Origin of the sequence: Streptomyces xanthophaeus (genome assembly GCF_030440515.1) — a bacterium.
Lineage (GTDB): Bacteria > Actinomycetota > Actinomycetes > Streptomycetales > Streptomycetaceae > Streptomyces > Streptomyces kutzneri.
In genome coordinates, this window is sequence record NZ_CP076543.1 from 6,225,173 (window position 1) to 6,246,166 (window position 20,994).

Annotated in this window: 16 protein-coding genes and 3 rRNA genes; 12 read left to right on the forward strand and 7 right to left on the reverse strand. The window is 67.3% G+C overall.

Annotated features, from left to right (window positions below):
* Nucleotides 1–24: 24 nt before the first annotated feature.
* Nucleotides 25–2,595, forward strand: coding sequence for an ABC transporter ATP-binding protein/permease (locus KO717_RS27775; RefSeq protein WP_301371991.1), 2,571 nt, complete (start codon nt 25–27; stop codon nt 2,593–2,595).
* Between the two features lie 118 nt (nt 2,596–2,713).
* On the opposite strand, the gene KO717_RS27780 is transcribed toward KO717_RS27775, so the two are convergent.
* From KO717_RS27780 to KO717_RS27790, 3 genes are all read right to left on the reverse strand, one after another.
* Nucleotides 2,714–3,400 (reverse strand): transglycosylase SLT domain-containing protein, encoded by a 687-nt coding sequence (locus KO717_RS27780; protein ID WP_301371992.1) that lies wholly within the window; start codon nt 3,398–3,400, stop codon nt 2,714–2,716.
* 282 nt (nt 3,401–3,682) lie between these two features.
* Nucleotides 3,683–4,756 (reverse strand): S-adenosylmethionine:tRNA ribosyltransferase-isomerase, encoded by a 1,074-nt coding sequence (locus KO717_RS27785; protein ID WP_301371993.1) that lies wholly within the window; start codon nt 4,754–4,756, stop codon nt 3,683–3,685.
* A 59-nt stretch (nt 4,757–4,815) separates the two neighbouring features.
* On the reverse strand, nt 4,816–5,583 hold the full coding sequence (locus tag KO717_RS27790) for an SDR family NAD(P)-dependent oxidoreductase (RefSeq protein ID WP_301371995.1): 768 nt from the start codon (nt 5,581–5,583) through the stop codon (nt 4,816–4,818).
* A gap of 157 nt (nt 5,584–5,740) precedes the next feature.
* On the opposite strand from KO717_RS27790, the gene KO717_RS27795 reads away from it, so the two are divergent.
* The 3 genes from KO717_RS27795 (at nt 5,741) to KO717_RS27805 (ending at nt 7,942) form a co-directional block, all read left to right on the forward strand.
* Complete coding sequence (locus tag KO717_RS27795; protein ID WP_301371997.1) at nt 5,741–6,889, forward strand: GAF domain-containing sensor histidine kinase; 1,149 nt, start codon at nt 5,741–5,743, stop codon at nt 6,887–6,889.
* The gene (locus KO717_RS27800; protein WP_301371998.1) at nt 6,882–7,547 is read left to right on the forward strand and encodes a response regulator; all 666 of its coding nucleotides are present in this window, start codon (nt 6,882–6,884) and stop codon (nt 7,545–7,547) included. Before KO717_RS27795 ends, KO717_RS27800 begins: the two co-directional genes overlap by 8 nt.
* 149 nt (nt 7,548–7,696) lie before the next feature.
* Nucleotides 7,697–7,942 (forward strand): chaplin, encoded by a 246-nt coding sequence (locus tag KO717_RS27805; protein WP_030012639.1) that lies wholly within the window; start codon nt 7,697–7,699, stop codon nt 7,940–7,942.
* A gap of 185 nt (nt 7,943–8,127) precedes the next feature.
* Here the strand turns inward: KO717_RS27805 and KO717_RS27810 are convergent, their stop codons facing one another.
* A complete protein-coding gene (locus tag KO717_RS27810; protein ID WP_301371999.1) occupies nt 8,128–8,910 on the reverse strand; it encodes a hypothetical protein in 783 nt (260 codons plus the stop codon).
* 133 nt (nt 8,911–9,043) lie between these two features.
* On the opposite strand from KO717_RS27810, the gene KO717_RS27815 reads away from it, so the two are divergent.
* From KO717_RS27815 to KO717_RS27830, 4 genes are all read left to right on the forward strand, one after another.
* Nucleotides 9,044–9,838: an ABC transporter ATP-binding protein gene (locus KO717_RS27815; protein ID WP_030720092.1), complete on the forward strand. Its 795-nt coding sequence runs from the start codon at nt 9,044–9,046 to the stop codon at nt 9,836–9,838.
* Nucleotides 9,839–9,923: 85 nt separating this feature from the next.
* Complete coding sequence (locus KO717_RS27820; RefSeq protein ID WP_301372001.1) at nt 9,924–10,352, forward strand: NfeD family protein; 429 nt, start codon at nt 9,924–9,926, stop codon at nt 10,350–10,352.
* Between the two features lie 84 nt (nt 10,353–10,436).
* Nucleotides 10,437–11,423, forward strand: a complete 987-nt coding sequence (locus KO717_RS27825) for an SPFH domain-containing protein (RefSeq protein ID WP_301372002.1) — start codon at nt 10,437–10,439, stop codon at nt 11,421–11,423.
* 90 nt (nt 11,424–11,513) lie between these two features.
* The gene (locus tag KO717_RS27830; protein ID WP_301372003.1) at nt 11,514–12,284 is read left to right on the forward strand and encodes a sulfite exporter TauE/SafE family protein; all 771 of its coding nucleotides are present in this window, start codon (nt 11,514–11,516) and stop codon (nt 12,282–12,284) included.
* A 58-nt stretch (nt 12,285–12,342) separates the two neighbouring features.
* Here KO717_RS27830 and KO717_RS27835 read toward each other — a convergent pair whose 3' ends face one another.
* The 3 genes from KO717_RS27835 to KO717_RS27845 form a co-directional block, all read right to left on the reverse strand.
* Nucleotides 12,343–12,846, reverse strand: a complete 504-nt coding sequence (locus KO717_RS27835; RefSeq protein ID WP_301372004.1) for an HNH endonuclease — start codon at nt 12,844–12,846, stop codon at nt 12,343–12,345.
* A gap of 149 nt (nt 12,847–12,995) precedes the next feature.
* Nucleotides 12,996–13,532, reverse strand: a complete 537-nt coding sequence (locus KO717_RS27840) for a YbhB/YbcL family Raf kinase inhibitor-like protein (RefSeq protein ID WP_301372006.1) — start codon at nt 13,530–13,532, stop codon at nt 12,996–12,998.
* A 64-nt stretch (nt 13,533–13,596) separates the two neighbouring features.
* On the reverse strand, nt 13,597–14,379 hold the full coding sequence (locus KO717_RS27845) for a sporulation protein (protein WP_301372007.1): 783 nt from the start codon (nt 14,377–14,379) through the stop codon (nt 13,597–13,599).
* Between the two features lie 109 nt (nt 14,380–14,488).
* Between KO717_RS27845 and KO717_RS27850 the strand changes: the two genes are divergently transcribed.
* The 4 genes from KO717_RS27850 (at nt 14,489) to rrf (ending at nt 20,839) form a co-directional block, all read left to right on the forward strand.
* Nucleotides 14,489–15,130: a DNA-3-methyladenine glycosylase gene (locus KO717_RS27850; RefSeq protein WP_301372008.1), complete on the forward strand. Its 642-nt coding sequence runs from the start codon at nt 14,489–14,491 to the stop codon at nt 15,128–15,130.
* Between the two features lie 556 nt (nt 15,131–15,686).
* Nucleotides 15,687–17,211, forward strand: a 16S ribosomal RNA gene (locus KO717_RS27855).
* 282 nt (nt 17,212–17,493) lie between these two features.
* Nucleotides 17,494–20,616 (forward strand): 23S ribosomal RNA (locus KO717_RS27860).
* A gap of 106 nt (nt 20,617–20,722) precedes the next feature.
* Nucleotides 20,723–20,839: ribosomal RNA gene (rrf, locus tag KO717_RS27865) — 5S ribosomal RNA — on the forward strand.
* The 16S, 23S and 5S rRNA genes sit together here, the layout of an rRNA operon.
* The last annotated feature ends 155 nt before the right edge of the window (nt 20,840–20,994 follow it).

Below are 20,994 nucleotides of genomic sequence, written 5' to 3' on the forward strand. Positions count from 1 at the left end.
GCCATCCCTAGACTCCCTGACGTCATGGGGGGATTCTCGGGGGACTTAAGTGGGGCTGGAGTGCCGGAACTCGTACTGGAATTGAATGGAAGGACCTGGACGCTCGATCCGTCCAGGTCGTACTCGCTGGGGCGTGACCCCCAGGGAGACGTGGTGATCGACGATGCCCGGGTGTCGTGGCGGCATGCCACCATCACCTGGAACGGCCGGGGTTGGGGCATCGAGGACCACGGCAGCACCAACGGCACCTACGTGCACGGGGCCAGGGTCCAGCAGACCGAGCTCGTGCCCGGCACGCCGGTCCACCTCGGCAACGCGACGGACGGCCCGAGGCTGAATCTGAGCGCCGGCGCCGCCGCGCCGCAGCCGGCCGTGGCACAGCAGGCGCAGCAGGCCCCGGCACAGGCGTACGCCCAGCCGCAGGCCCCGGCCTACCAGGCCCAGCAGCAGCAGCCCCAGCACCAGGCCTGGGAACAGCAGCAGCACGCGCAGCACCAGCAGCAGCCGCAGGCCCACCTCCCGCACCAGCAGGGCGCCGCCGCTCCCCGCCCGGCGCAGGGCGCGGCCCCGGCCTACGGAGACCGCAGCCCGACGACGTTCCACCAGCTCTCGCTGGGCCACGTCATGCGGATCGGCCGTGCGCTGGAGAACGAGCTGGTGGTCTCCGACCTCCAGGTCTCCCGCCACCACGCCGAGTTCCGCTCGATGCCCGGCGGCCGCTTCGAGATCCACGACCTCGGCAGCCACAACGGCACGTACGTCAACGGTCAGCCGCTGGCGAAGTCCGGCACCGCGCTGCTGGGCCCGAACGACATCGTCGGCGTCGGCCACTCGACGTTCCGGATCGTCGGCGACCGCCTCGAGGAGTTCGTCGACACCGGCGAGGTCTCCTTCTCGGCCCGCCACCTCACGGTCACGGTCGACGGCGGCAAGCAGATCCTGCGGGACGTCACCTTCGGCGTTCCGGAGAAGTCGCTGATCGGCGTCATCGGCCCCTCCGGCTCCGGCAAGTCGACGCTGCTCAAGGCGCTGACCGGCTACCGCCCGGCCAACGAGGGCGACGTCCTCTACGACAACCGCAACCTGTACAAGCAGTTCGCGGAGCTCCGCCAGCGCATCGGCCTGGTCCCGCAGGACGACATCCTGCACAAGGAGCTGCGCGTCCGCACCGCCCTCAAGTACGCGGCCAAGCTCCGCTTCCCGGGCGACACGGCCGAGTCCGAGCGCGCCGCCCGCATCGACGAGGTGCTGCGCGAGCTCAAGCTCGACATCCACAAGGACAAGAAGATCACCGCGCTCTCCGGTGGTCAGCGCAAGCGCGTGTCCGTGGCTCTGGAGCTGCTCACCAAGCCCTCGCTGATCTTCCTGGACGAGCCGACCTCGGGCCTCGACCCGGGCATGGACCGCGACGTCATGCAGCTGCTGCGCGGCCTCGCCGACGACGGCCGCACGGTCCTCGTCGTCACCCACTCGGTAGCCGAGCTGGCCATCTGCGACAAGCTGCTGGTCATGGCCCCGGGCGGTTCGGTCGCGTACTTCGGCCCGCCGGACGAGGCGCTGAACTTCTTCGGCTACACCACGTGGGCGGACGTGTTCTCGGCCTTCGAGAACTACCGCGACTACGACTGGGCCGGCCGCTGGAAGGGCTCCCAGCACTACCAGCTGTACGCCGCCGACATCGACGCGGTCGCCCCGCAGTCCGTCGCGATGCCTCCGGCCCAGCAGATGCACCCGACCAAGCCGCAGGGCTGGGGCTCGCAGCTGTGGACGCTGATCCGCCGCTACGTCTCGGTGATCGCGTCGGACGTCGGCTTCCTGGCCCTGATGGTGCTCCTGCCCGCCGTCCTGGGCGTGGTCTCCACGGTGATCCCCGCGAAGTTCGGTCTCGCGCCGCCCGTCGCGCCGTCCCGCTTCAACGGCGACGCCGGCACGATCATGCTGATCCTCGCGGTCGGCATGTGCTTCTCGGGCGCTGCCAACTCGGTCCGTGAGCTGATCAAGGAACGGGTCATCTACGAGCGAGAACGCGCGACCGGCCTGTACCGGTCCGCGTACCTCATGTCGAAGGTGATCGTCCTCGGCGTCATCACGGCCATCCAGGGCGTGATCATCTGTGCGATCGGCTTCTTCCCGCGCGACCTGCCCACCGAGGGCCTGATCATGCCGCCGGCCGTCGAGATCTGCCTGTCGGTCATCGCGCTCGGCTTCACGTCGATGATGTTCGGCCTGGTGATCTCCTCGCTGGTGAAGACCGCCGAGAAGACCATGCCGCTGCTGGTCATGTTCGCGATCGTCCAGGTCGTCTTCACCGGCATCCTCTTCCAGGTCTACGACTCCCCGGGCCTGGAGCAGTTCGCCTGGCTGATGCCGTCCCGCTGGGCCATCGCCGCCGCCGGCACCACGCTGAACCTCGGCAAGCTCATGCCGCCGTGGGACGCGGAGAACCCGACCAACACGGACCCGCTCTGGGACGCCACGATCGGGCAGTGGAGCCTGAACATCACCATCCTGCTGCTCATCGGCGTCGCCTGCGGCTTCGCGGTGCAGCGCCTGCTGCGCCGCCACGAGCCCGAGGTCATGCGCGCGGGCAAGTAGGACGCGGGCGGACGACCGCACGCACGCCCGTGCGCACGCACGGCAAAACGCCTCAGGGCGGCATCCGGAAGTCCGGGTGCCGCCCTGAGGCGCATGGGGGGCTTGGGTACGCCGAGGCCTAGTAGGCGCTGTTGACGTTGTCCATGGAGCCGTAGCGGTCGGCCGCGTAGTTGCAGGCGGCGACGATGTTGGCGACCGGGTCGTACTGGTCGAACTTGGTGCCCTTGACGTGGTACGCCTTGAAGGTCGGGTAGATGACCTGGAGCAGACCCTTGCTGGGGATGCCGTTCTGGGCGTTGATGTCCCAGTTGTTGATCGCCATCGGGTTGCCGCTGGACTCGCGCATGATGTTCTTGTGGATCCCGGCGTAGGTGCCCGGAATGCCCTCCTTCTTCATGATAAAGAGGGCTTCCTTGATCCAGCCGTCGAGGTTGTTCGCGAAGACCGGGGTGCGGGCGGCGGAACGGCTCGCGGCCGCCTTCTCCTCGCGGGCCTTCTTCGCGGCGGCCTCGGCCTTGGCCTTGGCCTTGGCGTCGGCGTCGGCCTTGATCTTGGCCGCGGCCTTGGCGTTCGCCTGGGAGATGACCTGCTGTGCGGAGAGGTGGCCCTGCAGCGTCTTCGTCTGCGCGCCGTTGACGGCCTGGGTCCAGGCGACGGGGGCGGCGGTGACCGTCTGGGCCTCGGCGGCGTCGGCCGGCACGAGGGAGAAGGCGACGGCGGCGGCGCTCAGCGTGGCGACACCGGCAATGGACAGCTTGTGTGCCTTCGTCAGACGACTGTGACCGGGGGTGCGGGAAGCAGACATGGCGGGGCAACCTCTTCGAATAGCGGGAGTCGCAGGAAGGCGCTTTGTGGATCCGGGGATCCGCGGTGCTGTGCGACGGGAGCAATTCTTAGCGGCGGCAAAATCCTGTGGCAAAGGTGTGACGTACGATGCCGCTTAGTGGATCACGCACGGGCGCCGAGGCCCGAATTCGGGCCTCGGCGCTAGGTGGGACAGCACTGACAGGGTCTTTATCCGTCCACTAGGCAGCTTCGTAAGTGATGTGGGTCCTATGTGCGGGGTCACATCGGACATGTACCGGTTTCACCGTGAGTTGCTGTCGCAATGCATATGGTCACGGTTCTCATCCTTGAGTAGCAGATGGACGTCCCCGAACTCGTGCCAGAGGCAGAGCCGGGCCAGTGCCTCGGCATACCCGAGCCGTACGGCGGCCCGCCCCGCGACCGCCTCCAGCATCAGCAGATGGGACGCCTCGGGCTCGTGCAGTCCGGTCAGCAGCCCGTCCACCACCCGCACTCCGCGCTCCGGAGTCACCACCAGATCCGTCCATCCGGCGGCCGGGCGCACCCGCCCCCGCGCGTCAGCGGCCGACTCCAGGGCCCGTACCGCCGTGGTCCCCACCGCGATGACCCTTCCTCCGGCGGCCCGAGCGGCGTTCACCAGACCCGCCGTCGTGGCGGACACCTCGTACCGCTCCGGGTACGGAGGCTCGTGCGCCTCCTGCGAGGCCACCCCCGTGTGCAGGACCAGCGGGGCGAACTGCACCCCCCGGCTCACCAGCCGCGCCACCAGCTCCGCCGTGAAGGGCCGGCCCGCGCTCGGCATCTCCGCCGAGCCCGACCCGTCGGCGGCCGGCACCGCGAACACCGTCTGATAGGCCGAGACCGGCTGGTCCCGCTCCGTGTACGCGTACCGGATCGGACGCCCGTACGCCCGCAGCAGCGCCGGCACCCCGCCCGGCGCGGGGGAGGGGCGCGCCCACCACAGCCGGTCCGCGCCCGCCGCCAGGGGCTCATCCAGGGTGAGGCGGTGCCCGCCCGGCAGCTCCAGCACCGCCCCGGCCGGCCCCCCGGCCCGCGGCCGGGTCGTCCCGCCGCCGTCGGGGGCGCGCAGCTCCACCGCCCAGCGGCCGTCGTCGCCCCGCGTCGAGAAGTGCACCACCAGGTCCTCGCCCAGGCCCTTGCCGCCCAGCCGGGCGTCCACCGCGGCCGCCAGCGTGGCCGAGGTGTTCACCACGAGTACGTCCCCGGCCCGCAGCAGCCCCGGCAGCTCCCGGAAGGCGTGCAGCGACACCCGCTCGCCGCCCTCGGACACCAGCAGCCGCACGGCGTCCCGCCCCAGCCCCGGCCCCCGCTGCTCGGGCGGAATCCGTGCCATCAATTGCGGCGGTATGTCCGTTATATATAGACCCCGCTCCTGCAGACCCCGCCGCCCGCTCACCGCCCGCCCCCCGCGCCCGCCTCCAGGCCCGCCCCTGCGGCCGCCTCCGGGCCGGCCCCTGGGCCCGCCTCCGCCGCCAGCTCCCGCGCCGTGTACCGCCCGCTCGGCAGCGCCCGCTCCACCAGCCGCAGCAGCGCCGGAGCCACCTCCTCCGGTGTCGGCAGCCCCGCCAGGTCCTCGCCCGGCTCGGCCGCCGCCATCATCCGCGTCCGCATCGACCCCGGATCGGCCCACCACACCCGCAGCCCCGGCTCCTCCACCGCCAGCACGGCCGACATCAGGTCCCCCGCCGCCTTGGTCGCCCCGTACGCCCCCCACGTCGCGTACGCCACCACCGCCGCGTCCGAGCTGATGTTCAGCACCGCCCCGGCCCCCGCCGCCCGCAACAGGGGCAGCCCCTCCTGGACCAGCCCCAGCGGCCCCACCACATTGACCTCGAAGGCCTCCCGCAGCCCGTCCAGCGCGTGCTCCGCCAGCGGCACCAACGGCTCGGCCCCGAGCACCCCCGCGTTGTTCACCAGCAGATCCAGCCCGCCCAGCTCCCGCGCGGCCGCCACCAGCGCCGCCCGGTGCGCCGCCGAGGACACGTCCCCGGCCACCGCCACCACCCGCGCCCCGGGCGCCCGAGCCACCCCGGCCACGGTCTCCTCCAGCGCCTCCGCACCCCGCGCGCCCAGCACCAGGTCCCAGCCCCGCGCCGCCAGCTCCCCGGCCAGTGCCCGGCCGAGCCCCCTGGACGCCCCCGTCACGATCGCCACCGACATGACAGCACCCTCGCCTTCCGTCCCGATCAGCAGATGCCCCCAACCTAGGAACGGCCCACCCCCCACCGCGTCGGCCACGAGCCCCACCCCCGCAGGTCCCTTCGACCTACGTCCACGGCCCGATCCCGCAGGTCACGGCCGCGGGTACGGTGAGCCCATGACCGGTAGCCCCCCGCACGGCGGGCCCTCCAGCGGCCTGGCCGCCGTGAGCACCGCACTGCTCGCCATGAGCCGCCGCCTGGAGGTCCGCGACGTGCTGCGCACGATCGTCGTGTCCGCCCGCGAACTCCTGGACGCCGAGTACGCGGCCCTGGGCGTCCCGGACGACCACGGAGGCTTCGCCCAGTTCGTCGTGGACGGCATCAGCGCCGAGCAGTGGCGCCGCATCGGCCCGCTGCCACGCCAGCACGGCATCCTCGCGGCGATGCTCCACGAGCCAGGCCCCGAGCGCCTGGCCGACGTACGCGAGGACCCTCGCTTCGAAGGCTGGCCGGCCGCCCACCCGGAGATGTCCGACTTCCTCGGCATGCCCGTGCGCGACGGCGAGGAGACCCTGGGCGCCCTCTTCCTCGCGAACAAACGCGGCCCTCGCGGCTTCACCGACGAGGACCAGGAACTCCTCTCCCTCCTTGCCCAGCACGCGGCCATCGCCCTCACCAACGCACACCTCTACGAGCGCAGCCGCGAGCTCACCATCGCCGAGGAGCGCTCCCGGCTCGCCCACGAGCTGCACGACGCCGTCAGCCAGAAGCTCTTCTCGCTCCGCCTCACCGCCCAGGCCGCCGCCGCCCTCGTCGACCGCGACCCGGCCCGGGCCAAGGACGAGCTCCAGCAGGTGGCCGCCCTCGCGGCGGAGGCCGCCGACGAACTGCGCGCCGCCGTGACCGAGCTGCGCCCGGCCGCCCTGGACGAGGACGGACTGGTCGCCACCCTCCGTACGCACGTCCACGTCCTGGACCGCGCCCACACCGCGCACGTCACCTTCACCTGTGACGGCGTACGGGCCCTGCCCGCGACCCAGGAGGAAGCCCTGCTCCGCGTCGCCCAGGAGGCCCTGCACAACGCGCTGCGCCACTCGGCCGGCGACCGCGTCGAGGTCACCCTGGCCCGGACGCCCGTCGGGGGCGCGCTGCTCAGGGTCCTCGACACCGGCAAGGGCTTCGACCCCCGGACCGTCCGCCGGGCGGGCCGTCATCTGGGCCTGGTCTCCATGCGGGACCGCGCGAGCGGCGTCGGCGGCCGGCTCACCGTGCACTCGGAGCCCGGTCGGGGCACCACGATCGAGATGGAGGTCCCCGGTGGCTGACAGCACCGGCCGTAGCGGCGGCAACGGCATTCGCGTCCTGCTGGTCGACGACCACCAGGTGGTCCGGCGGGGCCTGCGCACCTTCCTGGAGGTCCAGGAGGACATCGAGGTGGTCGGCGAGGCCTCCGACGGAGAGGAGGGCATCGCCCGCGCCGAGGAGCTGGGGCCCGACGTGATCCTCATGGACATCAAGATGCCGGGCACCGACGGCATCGAGGCGCTGCGCAGGCTGCGCGCGCTGGCGAACCCCGCCCGGGTGCTGATCGTCACCAGCTTCACCGAGCAGCGGACGGTGGTCCCCGCCCTGCGGGCCGGCGCGGCCGGATACGTCTACAAGGACATCGACCCGGACGCGCTGGCCGGAGCGATCCGCTCCGTCCACGCGGGCCACGTGCTCCTCCAGCCGGAGGTGGCCCTCGCCCTGCTCTCCCAGGACGACCAGGGCTCCCCGGCGGGCCGTCCCGGCTCGCTGACCGACCGCGAACGCGAGGTCCTGGGCCTGATCGCCGACGGCCGCTCCAACCGCGAGATCGCCCGCGCCCTGGTCCTGTCCGAGAAGACGGTCAAGACCCACGTCTCGAACATCCTGATGAAGTTGGACCTTTCCGACCGGACCCAGGCCGCATTGTGGGCGGTCAGGCACGGAATCGCCGAGTGATCGGAGCGAAATCGGATCGTGTCGTTCCGGACTGAGATTCATACGGTCGGGTGTATGTAGCCCACATGGCGTATCCCGATCGCGGGCCGGCCGTTCTCCAAGGCGTGCAGCGACGGCTGGTCGCGGCAGACGTACTGGAGGACAAGAACGTGAAGAACTTCAAGAAGGCCGCAGCCGTCACCATGATCGCGGGCGGCCTCCTCGCCGCCGGCGCCGGTGTCTCCTCGGCGCACGGCGGTGCGTCGGCTGAGGGCGAGGCCCTGAACTCGCCCGGCGTGGCCTCCGGGAACCAGGTCCAGGTCCCCGTGCACGTCCCGGTGAACGTGGTCGGCAACACCGTCAACGTGATCGGCCTGCTCAACGGCGCCTTCGGCAACACCGGCGTCAACGCCTGACCCGCCCCACCCGGCCCCGCTTCCCCCACCTCTCCCTGGGAAGCGGGGTTCCCTCATGTTCCACGCGGCCCGATCCAGCCCCACGGCGTTCGAGGCGCGGGGCGTGGGGCGGAGCCCCACAAAGCCCGGGCGCAGCCCGGGGCCGCCCGCGCAGCGGCGCCGCACCCACGCCCCCGGCCCGGGGGTCACCCCCGCTCGCGCGCCTCGACGGCCGAGTTGTACGCCGCGACCAGCGCCCGCCGGGCGACCCGCTCGACCGGCCGCAGCGCCTCCGCCCGCGCCGCCATCTCCGAGGCGGCCACCGCGCCCCCGTGCCCGTTCTCGTGCGCCAGCGACACCATCAGGTCCACCCGCTGCGCCAGCGCCAGCACCCGCACCGCCCGCGGCGGATACCCCGGCGCCAGCGCGTCCCGCCCGGCCTCCGCCCGCGCCCGGTACGCCGACAGCGCGGCCTCCGCGACCGGCCCGGACCCCGCCACGTCCAGCCGGGTCAGCACCTCGGTCGCCTCGCGCAGCGCCTCCGCCAGTTCCCGCTCCGCCTCGCTCAGCGAGGGCACGTCCGCCGGCGGGGCCTCCCGTACCGGCAGCACCTGCCAGGTCACCGACACGTGCACGTCCCCGGCCGGCCCGACCTCGGACACCTCCGGCACCAGGCCCAGCGCCGCGCCCACCGCGACGACCGCCTCCTCCGCCTCCAGCGCCCGCGCATTGAACTCAGGCGGCCCGCTCAGCCCCAGCGGATGCCCCGGCGCGGGCAGCGCCACCCGCAGCCCCGTCACCCCCAGGGCCCGCAGCCGGCCGAGCGCCAGGGTGAGCCCGACGGGGCCCGTCTCACCCGGCAGCCCCTCCACCCGGTGCACGGCGTCCTCGCCCACGATCGACAACACGGCCTCGTCGGGCGAGACCAGACCGGCCAGCAGTGCGTTCCCCCAGGCGGCCAAGCGCCCTGAACGTGGTTCGAAAAGCATCCCCCTACTTTACGGATCGGCCCCGGCACCGGGCCCCGGCCCCGGACCCCTCGCCGAGTGGCGTAGGTTTTCCCCTGGGGCTGCGTCTACCGGCGCACAGAGAACCGTGACTGCAAGGGGTGACAACACGCTCATGAGCGATGTTCTGGAGCTGGTGGACGTATCCGTGGTCCGCGAGGGCCGGGCTCTGGTGGACCAGGTCTCCTGGTCGGTGAAGGAGGGCGAGCGCTGGGTGATCCTCGGCCCCAACGGCGCCGGCAAGACCACACTGCTGAACCTCGCCTCCAGCTACCTCTTCCCCACCAAGGGCAGCGCCACCATCCTCGGCAGCACCCTCGGCAAGGTGGACGTCTTCGAGCTGCGCCCCCGCATCGGTGTCGCCGGCATCGCGATGGCCGACAAGCTGCCCAAGCGGCAGACCGTCCTGCAGACCGTCCTCACCGCCGCCTACGGCATGACGGCGACCTGGCAGGAGGAGTACGAGGACGTCGACGAGCAGCGCGCCCGCGCCTTCCTCGACCGCCTCGGCATGACCGAATACCTCGACCGCAAGTTCGGCACCCTCTCCGAGGGCGAGCGCAAGCGCACGCTGATCGCCCGCGCCCTGATGACCGACCCCGAGCTGCTGCTCCTCGACGAGCCCGCCGCCGGTCTCGACCTCGGCGGCCGCGAGGACCTCGTACGCCGCCTCGGCCGCCTGGCCCGCGACCCGCTCGCCCCGTCGATGGTCATGGTCACGCACCACGTCGAGGAGATCGCCCCCGGCTTCACCCACGTCCTGATGATCCGTCAGGGCAAGGTCGTCACCGCGGGCCCGATCGACCTCGAACTGACCTCCCGCAACCTCTCCCTCTGCTTCGGCCTCCCGCTGGTCGTCGAGCGCAACGGGACCGACCGCTGGACCGCCCAGGGCCTCCCGCTCGGCTGACCCCGCCTCCAGGGCCCGTCCCTCACGTCTGTTACGGGTCTCCGCACCCTGTCCCGACCGCGCCCACCCGACCTACCATGACCATGTGGACATCGACGCGTGGGTGTGGTGGCTCATCGGCGCGGTCGGACTGGGCATCCCCCTCGTCCTGACCGCCATGCCGGAGTTCGGCATGTTCGCAGTCGGCGCGGTCGCGGCCGCCGTCACGGCTGCCGTCGGCGGGGGAGTGGTGGCGCAGGTCCTGGTCTTCGTGATCGTGTCGGTCGCGCTCATCGCCGTCGTACGCCCCATCGCCAACCGGCACCGCACCCAGCGCCCCCAACACCGCAGCGGCATCGACGCGTTGAGGGGCAGATCCGCCGTCGTCCTGGAACGGGTCGACGGCAGCGGCGGCCGCATCAAGCTCGCCGGCGAGGTCTGGTCCGCGCGCACCCTCGACGCGGACACCAGCTTCGAACCCGGACAGTCCGTCGACGTGGTGGAGATCGACGGGGCGACCGCCGTCGTCATGTGACAACCAGCCTGCTCGCGGCCCCAAGGTCTGCGAGACTCCGATCAACGGGGCAGCACAGACAGCCGGAAGGGCACGGGGAACCGCATGCAACCGATCATCATCGTCCTGATCATTCTGGTGGTTCTGGTCTTCATCGCACTGGTCAAGACGATCCAGGTGATCCCGCAGGCCAGCGCCGCCATCGTCGAGCGGTTCGGCCGCTACACCCGCACCCTCAACGCGGGCCTCAACATCGTCGTCCCGTTCATCGACTCGATCCGCAACCGGATCGACCTCCGCGAGCAGGTCGTTCCGTTCCCGCCGCAGCCCGTCATCACCCAGGACAACCTGGTCGTCAACATCGACACCGTCATCTACTACCAGGTGACCGACGCCCGCGCCGCGACCTACGAAGTGGCCAGCTACATCCAGGCCATCGAGCAGCTCACCGTCACCACGCTCCGCAACATCATCGGCGGCATGGACCTGGAGCGGACCCTCACCTCCCGCGAGGAGATCAACGCGGCCCTGCGCGGAGTCCTCGACGAGGCCACCGGCAAGTGGGGCATCCGCGTCAACCGCGTCGAGCTCAAGGCCATCGAGCCGCCGACCTCCATCCAGGACTCGATGGAGAAGCAGATGCGCGCGGACCGCGACAAGCGCGCCGCGATCCTCCAGGCCGAAGGTGTCCGGCAGTCCGAGATCCTGCGCGCCGAGGGTGAGAAGCAGTCCTCCATCCTGCGCGCCGAAGGTGATGCCAAGGCCGCCGCACTGCGCGCCGAGGGTGAGGCGCAGGCCATCCGCACGGTCTTCGAGTCCATCCACGCCGGCGACGCCGACCAGAAGCTCCTCGCCTACCAGTACCTCCAGATGCTCCCGAAGATCGCCGAAGGCGACGCCAACAAGCTCTGGATCGTGCCGAGCGAGATCGGCGACGCCCTCAAGGGCCTCTCCGGCGCCATGGGTAACTTCGGCCCCATGGGTGGCGGTTCGGGCTTCAACCCGGGCGGCGCCGGCAAGGACGGCGCCGGCATCCCGGCCGCGCGGGACAAGGACGGCGCGGACCGACGCGAACAGCCCCCCATCGACTGACCCGCCATCCCCTTCCTGCATGATCGGTGAGGCCCCTCGACCTTCATGGCGGGGAGGCGACTCACTCATGCAAAGGGGATGGCACAGTCCATGTCCATCTGGGAATCACTCGCTGTCTTCGCCGCCGGCATCGGCGCGGGCACGATCAACACCATCGTCGGCTCCGGCACCCTGATCACCTTCCCGGTGCTGCTCGCCACCGGCCTGCCACCGGTCACCGCCAACGTGTCCAACACCCTCGGCCTGGTGCCCGGTTCGATCAGCGGCGCCATCGGCTACCGCAAGGAGCTCCAGGGCCAGCGCGCCCGCATCCTGCGGCTCGGCTCCGTGTCCCTCGTCGGCGGCCTCGCGGGCGCGATCCTGCTCCTCACCCTGCCGTCCGAGTCCTTCGACACGATCGTGCCCGTCCTGATCGCACTGGCCCTGGTCCTCGTCGTCCTCCAGCCCCGGCTCGCCGCCGCGCTGCGCCGACGCCAGGAAGCCGCCGGAGGCGACACCGGCCACCCGGACGGGGGACCGGCCCTGCTCGGCGGCATGCTGCTCTCCAGCGCGTACGGCGGTTACTTCGGCGCCGCCCAGGGCGTGCTCTACCTCGGCCTGATGGGTCTGCTGCTCCGCGAAGACCTGCAACGCATCAACGCCGTCAAGAACGTCATCGCCGCTCTGGTGAACGGCATCGCGGCCGTCGTCTTCCTCTTCGTCGCCGAGTTCGACTGGACGGCCGTCGTCCTCATCGCCGTCGGCTCCACGATCGGCGGCCAGATCGGCGCCAAGGTCGGCCGCCGCCTCTCGCCGACCGTCCTGCGCGCGGTCATCGTGACAGTCGGTGTCATCGCCATCGTCCAACTGCTCGTCAGCTGAGCGACGTAGAAGAACTACGCCGCCCAGCGAGACCGCCTCCACCGAACGGGGGATCCGCCTAGGCGGAACGCTCCAGCCACTCCGGGAGCGCCTCCCGCCCGGCCACCCCCAGGGCCAGCAGCATCGCGTCCGCCGGCGACGGCACGAAGGGCCTCCGCAGGAGCGGCATCCCCGCCTCCTCCGGAGTCCGCGCCGCCTTGCGGTGGTTGTCCTCGGCGCAGGACGCCACCGTGTTCAGCCAGGTGTCCCCACCCCCCTGGGCCCGCGGCAGTACGTGGTCCACGGTCGTCGCGCGCTTCCCGCAGTACGCGCAACGGTGCTGGTCCCGGACCAGCACCCCCCTCCGTGACCAGGGAGCATGTCTTCGGAAGGGCACCCGGACATACCTGCAGAGCCTGATCACCCGGGGCATCGGAAGATCCATGGTGGCCGCGCGCACACGCAGCTCGGGGTGCGACTGTTCGACGACGGCCTTGTCCTGGAGCACCAGAACCACGGCCCGGTTCAGAGTCACTGTCGACAGCGGCTCGAAGCTCGCATTCAGCACCAGCGTGTCCCGCATCTCGCCCACCTCCCGTGTGCAGGCCCGCGACCACCCTGGCGGCAGGGCCCGCAACCACTCTGGCCGCGCGCGCCACGCGGGACAACGCAATAAAAATGCCCGGTCCTGGCCTTCTTTAGACCAGGACCGGGCGAACGCTCGGGAAACGATCAGCGCGCGGGGGGCGCCTCGTACTCGGCGACGAGCTGCGCACGCCCCAGGGCGTGGAACCGCAGATGGAATCCGACGACCGCCGGCGACGAGTCCTCGTCCGGGCCGAGCTGCTCCCGGTCCACCGCGTACACGGTGAACACGTAGCGGTGCCGCTCCCCGCGCGGCGGGGCCGCACCGCCGAAGTCCCTCGTGCCGTAGTCGTTCCGCGCGTGCACAGCCCCCTCCGGCAGGCCCGCGAAGTCTCCGGTGCCCGCCCCGGCCGGCAACTCCGTCACCGAAACGGGCAGGTCGAAGAGCACCCAGTGCCAGAACCCGCTGCCCGTGGGCGCGTCCGGGTCGAAGCAGGTCACGGCGAAGCTCTTCGTCCCCTCGGGAAAACCCTCCCAGCGCAGGTGGGGCGAGACGTTCTTCCCCGTGAGGACCTGCGCGGCGTGCAGGTCGGCTCCATGGGAGACGTCCTCGCTCGTCAAGGTGAAGGCCGCGACCTCGGGGTGGAAGTCGTGCGGAAGGGGCGCCCTGCTCTGCTCTGACACTGCTGAACCTCCGGAACGGGGAGACATCGGACCGCGCCCGCCGTGTACGGACGCGTTCGCGAGCCTAGAACCAGTTGCGCTGAGAACCGACGCTGGCGATCCACTGGTTCAGGTACGCCGCCCAGTCCGTGCTCTGGTACGACTGCAGCCCCACCTGGAAGCAGCGGTAGGTGTCACTGCCCTCGGTGAACAGACCGGGCTTCTTGTCCATCTCGAGAACGACGTCCATCTCCCGGCCGTCCGAGATGAAGGTGAGCTCGACCTGGTGCAGCCCGCGGTACTGCGACGGCGGCAGGAACTCGATCTCCTGGTAGAAGGGCAGCGACTGGCGCGTCCCACGGATGTGCCCGCGCTCCATGTCCGCGCTGCGGAACGTGAAGCCGAGCTGCCGGAACGCATCGAGGATCGCCTGCTGCGCCGGCACCGGGTGCACGTTGATCGCGTCGAGGTCGCCCGCGTCCACCGCACGCGCGATCTCCAGCTCGGTGCTGACCCCGATGTTCATCCCGTGCAGGTGCTGACCCCCGAAGTGGGTGATCGGCGTCTCCCAGGGGATCTCCAGCCCGAACGGCACCACGTGCAGCGCGCCGGGCTGCACCTTGAAGGCACCGCCCAGACGCTGCTTGGTGAAGACGATGTCCTGCTTGTACTCCTGGTCGCCGCCCTCGACCTCGACCCGCGCCTGCAGCCCGACGGACAGCCCCTCGATCTGCTGCTCCACGGATCCACCCTGGATCCGTACCTCGCCCTGGACGATCCCACCGGGCACGACGTTCGGCTCGGTGATGATCGTGTCCACCGAAGCACCACCGGCGCCCAGGCTCGCGAACAGCTTCTTGAAGCCCATGCTCTAACTCCCCTTGAAAGGATCTGGCGACTACGCCGCGACTACCCCGTATCAACGCGGAACCTTAGGCCCCGGTTCCAGGCGGACGCGTTCCACTACGCTCGACCGGATGAGCGCGCGCCCTGACCGTACGCCCCTGCCCAGGTCTTTCTTCGACCGCCCGGTCCTCAGCGTGGCCCCGGACCTTCTGGGCCGCACCCTCGTCCGCCGCACCACGGACGGCTCCCTCGAACTGCGCATCACGGAGGTCGAGGCGTACGAGGGGGAGACCGACCCCGGCTCCCACGCCTACCGCGGCCGCACCGCCCGCAACGCGTCGATGTTCGGTCCGCCCGGACACGCGTACGTCTACTTCATCTACGGCATGTGGTTCAGCCTCAACCTGGTGTGCGGCCCCCCGGGCCACGCGAGCGGGGTGCTGCTGCGCGCGGGCGAGGTCACGGTGGGCGCCGAGCTGGCCGCCAAACGTCGGGTTTCAGCCAGAAGCCCGAAAGAACTGGCCAAAGGCCCGGCTCGCCTGGCCACGGCCCTGGACGTGGACCGCTCCCTCGACGGCACCGACCTCTGCGCGGGCCCCGATTCCCCCTTGTCCCTCCTCACAGGCACCCCGACCTCGGCGGACCTGGTGAGCAGTGGCCCGCGCACGGGAGTGGGCGGAGCCGGCGCGGCCCACCCGTACCGCTTCTGGGTCACCCACGACCCGACGGTGAGCCCGTATCGCGCCCACGCACCACGCCGCCGCTCAACTTGACTCGGCCCTGCCGGACGCCTAACGTAGCCCGAGCCGCTTGAACGGGCACTGCTGTCGGCAGACACCCAGAGCGGCCAACCCAACACCTACGACTTACCCCTGGCGGGGTTCTATTCGGCATGCCCGAATTCCTGGCCAGTGGCTCGATTATGAGCCGCAAGGGATAAGCGCTAAAGTGGTGGAACGCCGAAAGGCAAAGACCCCCAACGGTCACCGAATTCAAATCCACCGCCGGAAACGGCGCGGAAATGATCTGGTAGAGTTGGAAACGCAAGAACAGAACGAAAGCCCGGAGGAAAGCCCCAGCGGATGTCGCGGGGGTGAGTACAAAGGAAGCGTCCGTTCCTTGAGAACTCAACAGCGTGCCAAAAATCAACGCCAGAAGTTGATACCCCGTCCACTTCGGTGGATGAGGTTCCTTTGAAAAAGACCTGTCGGGCTTCCTTGTGGAGCACTGGCAGGCAACAAACACAGCGAGGACGTTGTGGCGCGTCGGTCTTATTCCGACATGACGTGCCCGCTCTAAGTGATGTGTGCACCCGATTACGGGTAAACATTCATGGAGAGTTTGATCCTGGCTCAGGACGAACGCTGGCGGCGTGCTTAACACATGCAAGTCGAACGATGAAGCCCTTCGGGGTGGATTAGTGGCGAACGGGTGAGTAACACGTGGGCAATCTGCCCTTCACTCTGGGACAAGCCCTGGAAACGGGGTCTAATACCGGATACCACTCCTGCCTGCATGGGCGGGGGTTGAAAGCTCCGGCGGTGAAGGATGAGCCCGCGGCCTATCAGCTTGTTGGTGGGGTAATGGCCCACCAAGGCGACGACGGGTAGCCGGCCTGAGAGGGCGACCGGCCACACTGGGACTGAGACACGGCCCAGACTCCTACGGGAGGCAGCAGTGGGGAATATTGCACAATGGGCGAAAGCCTGATGCAGCGACGCCGCGTGAGGGATGACGGCCTTCGGGTTGTAAACCTCTTTCAGCAGGGAAGAAGCGAAAGTGACGGTACCTGCAGAAGAAGCGCCGGCTAACTACGTGCCAGCAGCCGCGGTAATACGTAGGGCGCAAGCGTTGTCCGGAATTATTGGGCGTAAAGAGCTCGTAGGCGGCTTGTCACGTCGGATGTGAAAGCCCGAGGCTTAACCTCGGGTCTGCATTCGATACGGGCTAGCTAGAGTGTGGTAGGGGAGATCGGAATTCCTGGTGTAGCGGTGAAATGCGCAGATATCAGGAGGAACACCGGTGGCGAAGGCGGATCTCTGGGCCATTACTGACGCTGAGGAGCGAAAGCGTGGGGAGCGAACAGGATTAGATACCCTGGTAGTCCACGCCGTAAACGTTGGGAACTAGGTGTTGGCGACATTCCACGTCGTCGGTGCCGCAGCTAACGCATTAAGTTCCCCGCCTGGGGAGTACGGCCGCAAGGCTAAAACTCAAAGGAATTGACGGGGGCCCGCACAAGCGGCGGAGCATGTGGCTTAATTCGACGCAACGCGAAGAACCTTACCAAGGCTTGACATATACCGGAAAGCATTAGAGATAGTGCCCCCCTTGTGGTCGGTATACAGGTGGTGCATGGCTGTCGTCAGCTCGTGTCGTGAGATGTTGGGTTAAGTCCCGCAACGAGCGCAACCCTTGTCCTGTGTTGCCAGCATGCCCTTCGGGGTGATGGGGACTCACAGGAGACCGCCGGGGTCAACTCGGAGGAAGGTGGGGACGACGTCAAGTCATCATGCCCCTTATGTCTTGGGCTGCACACGTGCTACAATGGCCGGTACAATGAGCTGCGATACCGTGAGGTGGAGCGAATCTCAAAAAGCCGGTCTCAGTTCGGATTGGGGTCTGCAACTCGACCCCATGAAGTCGGAGTCGCTAGTAATCGCAGATCAGCATTGCTGCGGTGAATACGTTCCCGGGCCTTGTACACACCGCCCGTCACGTCACGAAAGTCGGTAACACCCGAAGCCGGTGGCCCAACCCGTAAGGGAGGGAGCTGTCGAAGGTGGGACTGGCGATTGGGACGAAGTCGTAACAAGGTAGCCGTACCGGAAGGTGCGGCTGGATCACCTCCTTTCTAAGGAGCACAGTACCGATTGCAGACAAACGTTCTGCACGGTCAGCTCATGGGTGGAACGTTGATTAGTTGGCATCTTCGGTCTGATGGTTCTCGAGTACTGCTTCGGCGTGGAAAGAGGAGACGGACGAACGGAGATGCTTGGCACGTTGTTGGGTCCTGAAGGTACGGCCGTAAGGTCATGTCTTCAGTGCCGGCCCCAGTGAACTTGTTCTCTTCGAGAGCAGGGTGATGGGTGGCTGGTCGTTGTTTGAGAACTACACAGTGGACGCGAGCATCTGTGGCCAAGTTTTTAAGGGCGCACGGTGGATGCCTTGGCACCAGGAACCGATGAAGGACGTGAGAGGCCGCGATAGGCCCCGGGGAGCTGCCAACTGAGCTTTGATCCGGGGGTGTCCGAATGGGGAAACCCGGCAGTCGTCATGGGCTGTCACCCACTGCTGAACACATAGGCAGTGTGGAGGGAACGCGGGGAAGTGAAACATCTCAGTACCCGCAGGAAGAGAAAACAACCGTGATTCCGGGAGTAGTGGCGAGCGAAACCGGATGAGGCCAAACCGTATGCGTGTGATACCCGGCAGGGGTTGCGCATGCGGGGTTGTGGGAATGAGCTTGATCGGTCTGCCGGCCGGTCGGCGAGTCAGAAACCGTTGATGTAGTCGAAGGACATGCGAAAGGTCCGGCGTAGAGGGTAAGACCCCCGTAGACGAAACATCAGCGGCTTGCTTGCTCATCTCCCAAGTAGCACGGGGCCCGAGAAATCCCGTGTGAATCTGGCGGGACCACCCGCTAAGCCTAAATATTCCCTGGTGACCGATAGCGGATAGTACCGTGAGGGAATGGTGAAAAGTACCGCGGGAGCGGAGTGAAATAGTACCTGAAACCGTGTGCCTACAAGCCGTGGGAGCGTCGCCGTCATTCTTCGGAATGACGGTCGTGACTGCGTGCCTTTTGAAGAATGAGCCTGCGAGTTAGCGGTGTGTAGCGAGGTTAACCCGTGTGGGGAAGCCGTAGCGAAAGCGAGTCCGAATAGGGCGATTGAGTTGCACGCTCTAGACCCGAAGCGGAGTGATCTAGCCATGGGCAGGTTGAAGCGGAGGTAAGACTTCGTGGAGGACCGAACCCACCAGGGTTGAAAACCTGGGGGATGACCTGTGGTTAGGGGTGAAAGGCCAATCAAACTCCGTGATAGCTGGTTCTCCCCGAAATGCATTTAGGTGCAGCGTCGTGTGTTTCTTGCCGGAGGTAGAGCACTGGATAGGCGATGGGCCCTACCGGGTTACTGACCTTAGCCAAACTCCGAATGCCGGTAAGTGAGAGCACGGCAGTGAGACTGTGGGGGATAAGCTCCATGGTCGAGAGGGAAACAGCCCAGAGCATCGACTAAGGCCCCTAAGCGTACGCTAAGTGGGAAAGGATGTGGAGTCGCAGAGACAACCAGGAGGTTGGCTTAGAAGCAGCCACCCTTGAAAGAGTGCGTAATAGCTCACTGGTCAAGTGATTCCGCGCCGACAATGTAGCGGGGCTCAAGCGTACCGCCGAAGTCGTGTCATTGCAGCAATAGGGCCAACGCCCGCTGTGATGGGTAGGGGAGCGTCGTGTGCCGGGTGAAGCAGCAGCGGAAGCTAGTTGTGGACGGTTCACGAGTGAGAATGCAGGCATGAGTAGCGATACACACGTGAGAAACGTGTGCGCCGATTGACTAAGGGTTCCTGGGTCAAGCTGATCTGCCCAGGGTAAGTCGGGACCTAAGGCGAGGCCGACAGGCGTAGTCGATGGACAACCGGTTGATATTCCGGTACCCGCTTTGAAACGCCCAATATCGAATCAGGCGATGCTAAGTCCGTGAAGCCGTTCCGGACCCTTCGGGGAAAGGAAAGTGGTGGAGCCGACGAACCAGACTTGTAGTAGGTAAGCGATGGGGTGACGCAGGAAGGTAGTCCAGCCCGGGCGGTGGTAGTCCCGGGGTAAGGGTGTAGGCCGAGGGGTAGGCAAATCCGTCCCTCATTAAGGCTGAGACCTGATGCCGAGCCGATTGTGGTGAAGTGGATGATCCTATGCTGTCGAGAAAAGCCTCTAGCGAGTTTCATGGCGGCCCGTACCCTAAACCGACTCAGGTGGTCAGGTAGAGAATACCGAGGCGTTCGGGTGAACTATGGTTAAGGAACTCGGCAAAATGCCCCCGTAACTTCGGGAGAAGGGGGGCCATCACTGGTGATCGGACTTGCTCCGTGAGCTGGGGGTGGCCGCAGAGACCAGCGAGAAGCGACTGTTTACTAAAAACACAGGTCCGTGCGAAGCCGTAAGGCGATGTATACGGACTGACGCCTGCCCGGTGCTGGAACGTTAAGGGGACCGGTTAGTGACCTTTCGGGGTTGCGAAGCTGAGAACTTAAGCGCCAGTAAACGGCGGTGGTAACTATAACCATCCTAAGGTAGCGAAATTCCTTGTCGGGTAAGTTCCGACCTGCACGAATGGCGTAACGACTTCTCGACTGTCTCAACCATAGGCCCGGTGAAATTGCACTACGAGTAAAGATGCTCGTTTCGCGCAGCAGGACGGAAAGACCCCGGGACCTTTACTACAGTTTGATATTGGTGTTCGGTTCGGCTTGTGTAGGATAGGTGGGAGACTTTGAAGCAGCCACGCCAGTGGTTGTGGAGTCGCCGTTGAAATACCACTCTGGTCGTGCTGGATGTCTAACCTCGGTCCGTGATCCGGATCAGGGACAGTGTCTGATGGGTAGTTTAACTGGGGCGGTTGCCTCCCAAAGGGTAACGGAGGCGCCCAAAGGTTCCCTCAGCCTGGTTGGCAATCAGGTGTTGAGTGTAAGTGCACAAGGGAGCTTGACTGTGAGACCGACGGGTCGAGCAGGGACGAAAGTCGGGACTAGTGATCCGGCGGTGGCTTGTGGAAGCGCCGTCGCTCAACGGATAAAAGGTACCCCGGGGATAACAGGCTGATCTTCCCCAAGAGTCCATATCGACGGGATGGTTTGGCACCTCGATGTCGGCTCGTCGCATCCTGGGGCTGGAGTCGGTCCCAAGGGTTGGGCTGTTCGCCCATTAAAGCGGTACGCGAGCTGGGTTTAGAACGTCGTGAGACAGTTCGGTCCCTATCCGCTGTGCGCGTAGGAATATTGAGAAGGGCTGTCCCTAGTACGAGAGGACCGGGACGGACGAACCTCTGGTGTGCCAGTTGTCCTGCCAAGGGCATGGCTGGTTGGCTACGTTCGGGAGGGATAACCGCTGAAAGCATCTAAGCGGGAAGCCTGCTTCAAGATGAGTATTCCCACCTCCTTGAGAGGGTAAGGCTCCCAGTAGACGACTGGGTTGATAGGCCAGATGTGGAAGCCCGGTAACGGGTGAAGCTGACTGGTACTAATAGGCCGAGGGCTTGTCCTCAGTTGCTCGCGTCCACTGTGTTAGTTCTGAAATAACGAACAGTTGCTGGTTTCTAGAGCTAGAACATAACTACAAAGTGTGCTTGTTCGCTCGAAACCGATAGGGTTTCGGTGGTCATAGCGTTAGGGAAACGCCCGGTTACATTCCGAACCCGGAAGCTAAGCCTTTCAGCGCCGATGGTACTGCAGGGGGGACCCTGTGGGAGAGTAGGACGCCGCCGAACAATCTTTCAAAGGACCCTTGGTCCAGCGTTCAACGCTGGACCAAGGGTCCTTTTTTGTTTTTACCTCTTTACGCCGAAGCGCGGCCATGGGTTGGTTGCGCGAGAATGACTAGCGGTACCCCGAAGACAGGAGTCACACCCATGTCCAACTCTCC